Raw genomic sequence first — 7,066 nt, forward strand, 5'->3', positions numbered from 1 at the left:
GAAATATAGTTATAAATTTTCTTCAATCTTTAATCTTTAATTCCCAATTCCTAATCCCTAATCCCTAATCCCCAATCCCCAATCCCCAATCCCTTCTATTCATCATCAACTTCTGCTTCCTCTACCCATTCAGGTGTAGTCATGGAGTCGGAGAATTCTGGGAAATCATCAGCAAAACGGATAATTTGTCCGTTGAAAAATTCTGCTAGACGTTGAGCTGCGATCGCTACTTCGTCAGGTTCCCAATCAGGTGCGGGTGTTAGCTTTGGAGTTGGAGGCAAAGCTTGCACCCCATTTCCATTTACACCATTTCGATTTACGCCATTTCCATTTACGCCATTTCCATTTTTTGCTGCTGTCGATGCTGATGGTGGAGTGATTGGCTGTGGTGCTGGAGACGGAATTTGCTGGTTATAACTGGGAGTTGGTGGTTGCTGAACACGAGTAGAGTCTTTTGGGAGTGGATCTTTTTTGGCTGAGGTAGGAATTGCAGAACTGACTTGTTCCAGATTTACCTGAACTTCACGTTGAAAAGTCTGCTGGAAAGCTGCTTTCATCATCGGGAGATCAGATTTAAGTGTTTCATACCATTTAGACCCTTTAACAGTAATACGTGCTACAGTACCGTTAAACTCTATTAGCTGGCACATTTGCCCCAGTAAAGCTTGCCTGGAAGGCATCGGAAAATTAGCACGCACTTGTTGCCAAACCTGAGTTAAGTCATATTGTTCTTCCCCAATCACTTCTGAAGTTACTGGTTCAACGTTTGCAGGTGGGACGGGTACAGATACCGGTTCTGGGGTTGGTGGTGAAACTGAGTTAGCAGCAGAATTGTGATTTGTTTGCCGTTCAACTGGGGGAGATGAAGTGACGGGCTGATTTTGGGCAGCCGTTAGATGATTAGAAGATGCAGAATTATGATTTTTTTGCGCTTCAGCTATCGGTGAAGAAGAGACTACGTGATTTTGGGCAACTGCTGGAGGATAGTTTGGAGATACAACAGGTGTGTTGACTCGCTGCGTGATACTTGGGGCTTGTGGCTGAATATTCGTCGCACTGGGTAACAATCCTAGTAATGTTACTTCCAACCACAAACGCGGCTGAGTACTGTTTTTAATTTGCACTTCAGCTTCTCGCAAATGTTTTTGTCCTGCCAAAATCACGTTTATATCGAAGTATTGAGCAAACTCAACCAATGCTGTCCAGGTTTGCTGAGTACAAGCAACCAAATCGTGGCGATTGGGTGCAGTTTTAGCAATCAGTAAATCGCGGTAGAAGGCGGCGAGATTTTGCAAAAGAGTTAGCGGTTCTCGACCACGTTCTAAAATGTAGTGGGTACAGTCTAGAACTGCTTCCGGTTTATCTTGAGCGATCGCATTTAAAAGCGCTAGCAAGTCTTGTTCGCTTACTGTCCCCACCAAATCCCAAACTTTATCCGGTGTCACTTCACCCGCTAACAAACCCAATTGATCGAGCAAACTTTCGGCATCCCGCAACCCTCCCTGAGAAAGTTGGGCTACTAGAGTTACAGCGTCAGGTGAAATATGAATATTTTCATAAGATGCGATCGCACTTAAATGCTTAACCATCGCTTCTAACTGAATGCGTCTAAAATCAAACCTTTGACAGCGCGAAATAATTGTTGGTAACACCCGTTGCGGGTCTGTTGTTGCCAACACAAAAACTACGTGTCTCGGTGGTTCTTCTAATGTTTTTAGTAGCGCGTTGAATGCCTGGGTACTGAGCATGTGGCAATTATGTACCAAAAGCCCATTTGCCACAAAGTTATGATTATCTGCTACTTCAATGTCATAGACTCGCTCAATTCCAGCGAGGTGAACAGATACGACTGTCTCCAAACTTGTAATCCATCGAGGGGATGGAATATTGTTTAAGGTCTGCCAGCCATTTTCTACTGGTGCTTGCCCCCAACCGTATATAGTGGTATGTCTTGCCTGTACTACTTCTAATGTAAAATTTTGTTGTAGCTGAGTATCCCATTGCTGTAAGCCAAGTAGCAATGAGTTGGTTTTCTGCGGCAGAAAATCCTTCAGTATGTAGTTGAATTTGTGGACTTCCTTCTGGACTGAGGGCAAGTGAACCATCATCGCAAAACCACCAAGCAAGTCCTTCTGGGGTAATTCGATTAAGCCAGTCCATAGAGACGAGTTTTTTATCTCTATTCGGTTTAACGATGTCAAAGACATCTTTGAGTTGGGGATGGCAACCTGTGTTACAGGTAACTGATATGTTTCCGTATCCTTTGTTAGCTGTAATTCGCAGTTTTGGACGCAATTCTTCAAGGCGATAGGCTTTGTATTCCAACCATTCTTGCTGCTTTTCTGAGTGTGTCCAACACAATCTGGGGAATCTACTGTATTTATTGGGATAACTGATGGAGCAATCTCCAAGTAAGGTTCCGTATATAAGCCCAAGTGCATTTGGCTGGATAACTGCCGCATCCGCAAGGAACTTTTCTGTTCTAAGTTCCCAAACTCCGTGTCCTTTTTTATATGGATGTTTTTCCCAGCGAGACTGGATGCTGATAATTCCTCGGCCTTTTTTTTGTAAAAAGGTTGGGATATCCAGCTTTTCTCCACACCCGCAAGCACAGAAAGGTCGGAGTAATTCAGCTTGTTTAAGGATGGATTCCAGGTCGTATGATTTTTGCCCTGATGTATTGCCTTTAAACTGGTGTCCGCTAGCAAATCTCCGGGTGCGTCCATCGATACCAAATTTGTAAATGAGGATTCCGCATCCACATTCACAGGGGATAGTATCTTCACTCCTTCTTTTACGTCCCTTGCTGGTAGCCATCCCTGGTTTGTCCTAATTAAATGATTACCCGTACATCTAATTTCTCGGTTAGTTGTCTTGATAACCAGGGTTTGCCGTTCTCCTTGGTCTAACCACCTGACAACTTTCTTGAATTCCCACTTAAGAGATGAGTTGTTGTAACTCAGAACCCTCTTATCTTTAATTTTGGGATCATCAATTCTTTGAAGTCCCTCATCAGTCAAAACCAGAGAATCTCCAGTTAAGCATTCATCAATAACATAAACCTTATAGCGACACTGCACAGGAGCAAACTGGGCTTTTTCAATCAACTCGCGGATATTATCGACACCAGTATTACTGGCGGCGTCGATTTCAATTATGTCTAAGGCGTAGCCCTTGGTGATTCCTTGACAAACTTCACACACGCCACAGGGTTCAGGAGTCGGCTTGTCACTTTTGAGACAATTGAGAGATTTGGCCAGAATCCGGGCACTAGAAGTTTTCCCCGTACCTCTAGGCCCAGTGAATAAATAGGCGGGGGCGATTTTGGATGTGCCGATCGCGTTCGTGAGGGTGGTAGCGATCGCCTCTTGACCCACCAGTTCAGCAAAACTTTTGGGGCGATATTTGTGGTGCAGGGGTTCGTAAGACATGAAAATATAGACTTCAATGCCTTTCAAAATTAATTACTAGCACCGAGTCGAGTTTAGGATTCAACTATTTTAAACTCTCGTACCTGCTTTGTTTGTCGATTTTGCCATAGGGCTTGTACTCAACTAATGCCGTAAATTTTGGCACTTACGAAAGCAAGTAACCAGAGCATATCCTCTACTATGATTTCAACATCAATGTATGGGAATTATAGCATATTATTTAGTACGTTTGTTCTATATAGAAAAATTGGGAGTGGGCAAGAATAACTATTGCTCAATCAGGACTTACGCACTCAGATGCCCCAACCTCCTTAAGGGGCTAGGGGGGATCTACGTTTCAGGCTTCAATGCTTAAATCCTAATATATATATCAAGCTAGACTCAGAATAGAAACGCTATTTTTAAGTGTTTATACTGTAGTTTAAAAGAAAAAGTATCGTTAAATTTACAACCGTCTCCAAGGCTGGTGACTATAAGTTTGTCTTCGTTGGCGGTACTTACGACTTTAGCGGCGGTACGGCGGCAGGCGCACAGCTTTACATCGACGACGTGACCGTTACCCAGGCAGTACCAGTTCTAAATGACACCCATCTATCCACCATCGCCAGGAGGGTTCAGTACAACAACACTTCCGATAACCCCGACACATCGAAGACCCTGACTGTTTCCGTTGAAAACAACGCCAGCGAGACGGCAAGTGCCACCGCAACTATCAATATCACGCTTGTCAACGACGCACCCACCTTCGAGCTTTCAAAAATTGCGGATGATATCTTTAAAATCTCTAATAGCAGTAGCAAATCAAAACTTCAAGTTACTCTCACCGGACAAAGCTCTAATCTTGTAAATGAAATAGGAGTATTTACCGTTGACGATGCTCAAGGTAATATTAATGGTATTGCTCCAGGCGCAGCAGGTTATGCCCAAGCAGCTTTAGACCGAGCTAAGGTAATTTTCTCTGCTATTGCCAATCTTCCCAATGGGTTTAATACCAATAATTTGACACATCTGTTGGAATTTAACTCTGATGAAAACTTCAGATTTTATTTGGTGAAAAATAGCACAACTGATAGTGTACGGACTGGAGAAACTCCACTCACAGACATACTATTTTCTGATCCTTTAACGCAAAAGATTACAGATTTGGGGAATGATGATTTTTCCCTTGCTTGGAAAGATGGCTCTGGTAATAACGCTGCTGACTTCAATAATCTGGTGGTAAAAATTCACTCCACAAATGATTCATTACCTCTGGGTACAAATCTGCAAGGAAACCCCCAAGGAGAAGTGATTGATTTACGCGGTGTCACAAGTCAGGTAAAAGCTGATTTTGTGGTTAACAGAGAAGCGGCTTTCAATAATTTCATCGGCTTTTATCGAGTAGCTGATGAAAATGGTGGCATTGACACCAACGGAGATGGTAAAGCAGATATTCTCACCGGACAGGCTGGTTATACTGAAGCCGCAGTTCGAGGACGGGTTGCAGGCATTGACTTGACAGTTAATAATCAAGGTAATGCAACTTCCACAGGAACTTTCCAGCCAGGTTCTATCTTTGTACCATTTATTATTACTAATGGTACGCCTGATGCTTTACTTGATAGCAATTCAAATAACGATCCAGCAGTTTACTTCCCATTCTTAGGAGCTAATGCTGATAAAGTAGATCACATTCGCTTGTTAGGGAATAACGTTTTTGGCTTTGAGGATTTAGCAAGTGGTGGTGATAAAGATTTCAACGATATGATCGTGCGAGTCAATATGACTATCGCCTAGTCTAAATTATTAGACATCGCCGCTAGCTAACAGTCGCCAATATTTCATAATGCAATACGGTTCAGTTAAGGACTAATGGTGTAAATAATTGGTCTTTGAAGACGCGATAAATCGCGTCTCTACATGAGGGTTTTGGGCTGATCTGAACTGTATTTTTTTATAATGTCTTCTTAATAAATCTCAACACTTCCACGATTAACTATTAAACTAGGACTTACGCAAAAACCCTCTCAAACTCTCATTTCTCCGTGACCTCTCCCTTTGGGAGAAGACCGCCCTAGCTCCCCAATAATGCACTAGAGGAAAAAAGAGATTTCCTGTTTATACATTTTATTGACTGAACTAACGCCATAGTCCAGTGCGATCGCTACAATCTTAGGATAAGCAAAACTCGATGGTGCAGCAGATGCTCAAGCGGCTATTTCAATGGCTCAAAAAGCTTTTTCAGAGCTTATTCGGTGGAAAACAGACTGCCTCAAAATCTAGAGGAAATGTGCCAAAAGAACCAGCGCCACCTTTAAGCGATACGGATTTGGAATTTCTCTTCAACGAACTGTTGCAAGGAGTACATCAAGCACGAGGGGAAGCGTGGGCGCAAAAGTGGCTGCATAATATTGAACATCGTATTTCAACTGAAGACTGGGTTGAGTGGTTAAGGCGTTTCGGCGATAGATTGCTAGCATCACCTACACCCAATAATGAAATAGCTGCACGGTTAGTGCAATTGGGTGAGTTGAACATCGGAGAAATCGGAGATGTTGCCTATAGTATCGGGATGCAGTTATTGACACGCAATCAAGGCGAACCAATTTGGGAATATGAAGGACCAGATGCTTTTAGCACAACTTTACCATCTGAGCCAACCGCCCCTATATCAGAGTCAGTAGATACCCCAGAGAACCCCCCAGAGGGAGAATACCAAACTGTCACCTTAGAAGAGTTGTTTGTGATGTTGCAGCAGGATGAAAACTTACGCCAGCAGATTGCTCAACAGCTTGCCGTTGACACAGACGATCCAGAATTGCTTGTCCAGGCATTGATCAATCAATTATATCCTGCCGGTCAATCGACTACAGAGCAAACAGAAAATTAACCACTTGGCATCAAGAGTCGAATTTGGGAATTGTAACGTTGTAATGCTCTACTCTTGAAGTTTTGTATATTTTTTGCTAACCTGCGACGGAAGCGCTGTCTCGATCTAATGGATTTTTACGTAATTGATGATTTTTTTAAGACAACGATGGCTACAATCTAGAAAAACAAAATCCAATAGTGTGGCAGATGCTCAGGCGGATATCGCAGTCGCTTAAAAGGTTTTTAAAGCGCCTGATTGGAAGTAAGCAGGCTAGTTCTCTCAAGGGTGCGAGAGGACAGAATCTGGTGGAGGTATTACCAGAACTAACCAATGCGGATCTGGAACAATTGTTTATCCAATTGTTAGAAGGCGTGCATCAAGCACGAGGACGACAGTGGGCATTGAGGTATCTGCAACGGGTAGAAAATCGCATTCCGGCTGAACGCTGGATAGATTGGTTGCTGATGTTTGGCGAAAGCTTGCTAGCTTCACCGATACCAAATCCTCTTTTAGCATCACAGATGGTGCAATTGGGGGAACTTGGTGTTGGCAGAATTGGAGATGTTGCTTATGACATTGGTATCCGGCTGATGCAAAACTTACCTACACAAATAGAGCATGAGGAGAATTATCCAGAAGAAGACTTAGAAATTACTCCTGGGGAAGAACTGATCCGCAATTTAGGCGAACAGTTATGGGAGTATGATGAACCAGATGTAATAGAAACTACTCCTGGGCAAGAACTGATCCGCAATTTAGGCGAGCAGTTATGGGAGTATGATGA

The 7,066-nt window shown here is 43.1% G+C and carries 3 protein-coding genes and 1 pseudogene; 3 read left to right on the forward strand and 1 reads right to left on the reverse strand.

From position 1 onward, the window contains the following. Nucleotides 1-95: 95 nt before the first annotated feature. Nucleotides 96-3,431, reverse strand: coding sequence for a DNA polymerase III subunit gamma/tau (dnaX, locus tag ACFFAP_RS12195; protein ID WP_375511463.1), 3,336 nt, complete (start codon nucleotides 3,429-3,431; stop codon nucleotides 96-98). A 549-nt stretch (nucleotides 3,432-3,980) separates the two neighbouring features. Between dnaX and ACFFAP_RS12200 the strand changes: the two genes are divergently transcribed. The 3 genes and pseudogenes from ACFFAP_RS12200 to ACFFAP_RS12210 all read left to right on the forward strand — a co-directional run. Continuing rightward, nucleotides 3,981-5,207: a DUF4114 domain-containing protein gene (locus ACFFAP_RS12200; protein ID WP_375511464.1), complete on the forward strand. Its 1,227-nt coding sequence runs from the start codon at nucleotides 3,981-3,983 to the stop codon at nucleotides 5,205-5,207. Between the two features lie 406 nt (nucleotides 5,208-5,613). After that, nucleotides 5,614-6,300 (forward strand): hypothetical protein, encoded by a 687-nt coding sequence (locus ACFFAP_RS12205; protein WP_375511481.1) that lies wholly within the window; start codon nucleotides 5,614-5,616, stop codon nucleotides 6,298-6,300. A 188-nt stretch (nucleotides 6,301-6,488) separates the two neighbouring features. Then, nucleotides 6,489-7,066 (forward strand): annotated as a pseudogene (locus ACFFAP_RS12210) (hypothetical protein); the annotation flags it as partial.

The sequence above is a fragment of the uncultured Nostoc sp. genome, from assembly GCF_964245575.1.
GTDB lineage: Bacteria > Cyanobacteriota > Cyanobacteriia > Cyanobacteriales > Nostocaceae > Nostoc.

Excerpts from the sequence above, each read along its gene's own strand:
- dnaX (WP_375511463.1), bottom strand. The coding sequence starts at position 3,431 with ATGTCTTACGAACCCCTGCACCACAAATATCGCCCCAAAAGTTTTGCT.
- ACFFAP_RS12205 (WP_375511481.1), top strand. The coding sequence starts at position 5,614 with ATGCTCAAGCGGCTATTTCAATGGCTCAAAAAGCTTTTTCAGAGCTTA.